Annotated in this window: 1 protein-coding gene; it reads left to right on the top strand. The window is 60.3% G+C overall.

Annotation, left to right across the window (positions count from 1 at the left end; genetic code table 11):
• The coding region (locus AC1DH9_RS29735; RefSeq protein ID WP_477809403.1) for a cytosine permease at nucleotides 1-975 on the top strand (975 nt) is incomplete at its 5' end.
• Nucleotides 976-1,047: the final 72 nt, after the last annotated feature.

Raw genomic sequence — 1,047 nt, 5'->3', positions numbered from 1 at the left:
ATGATGTTCTGGACACTGAACCTGTGGGTGGTGCTGCGGGGGGCCGAGTCGATCAAATGGCTGGAAACACTCTCGGCACCGCTGCTGGTGGCGGTGGGGCTGGGCCTGCTGGTCTGGGCCGTGCCGAATGTGTCGCTGACCGAGTTGCTGGCCCAGCCACCGAAACGTCCTGAAGGCGCCAGCGTAACCGGTTACTTCCTGGCCGGGCTGACCGCGATGGTCGGGTTCTGGGCGACCTTGTCGCTGAACATCCCGGACTTCAGCCGCTATGCCAAAAGCCAGAAAGACCAGATCCTCGGGCAGATTTTCGGTTTGCCGCTGACCATGTTCCTGTTCGCCTCGCTCGGGGTGGTGATGACTGCCGCGTCGGCGAAACTGGTGGGTGTGACCGTGTCTGATCCAGTCAGCCTGATCGGGCATATCCAGAGCCCGGTGTGGGTGGCGTTCGCCATGGCGCTGATCATTATTGCGACGCTGTCGACCAACACGGCCGCCAACATCGTTTCGCCGACCAACGACTTCCAGAACCTTGCGCCTAAACTCATCAACCGCACCAAGGCGGTGATGTTGACTGGTCTGGTGGGGCTGGCGCTGATGGGCCACGAACTGCTGAAGAAGCTTGGGCTGATTGTCTCCAATGTCAGCCTGGAAACGGTCTATTCCAACTGGTTACTCGGTTATTCGAGCCTGCTCGGGCCGATCGCCGGGATCATGGTGGTGGACTATTTCCTGATCAAGAAACAACAACTGGACCTGGCTGGCCTGTACCGCGACGACGTGTACCCGGCGTGGAACTGGAATGGCTTCATCGCCTTCGGTGTGCCGGTGGTGTTGACCTTGCTGTCGCTGGGCAGCGATGCCTTCAGCTGGTTCTACAGCTACGGCTGGTTCACCGGCTCGGCCCTTGGCGGGCTGATGTATTACGGGTTGTGCGCAATGCGTACTAGCCCGGCTGTTGTGAAGTCTCCGGTGTGACGGATGGCCTCATCGCGAGCAGGCTCGCTCCCACAGTGGATCTCCAGTGTTCACAAAACCCTTGTGGGAGCG

The organism is Pseudomonas sp. 05T35 (assembly GCF_056396605.1).
The sequence above is the reverse complement of the archived record's forward strand: the minus strand, read 5'-3'. Positions and strand labels throughout refer to the sequence as shown.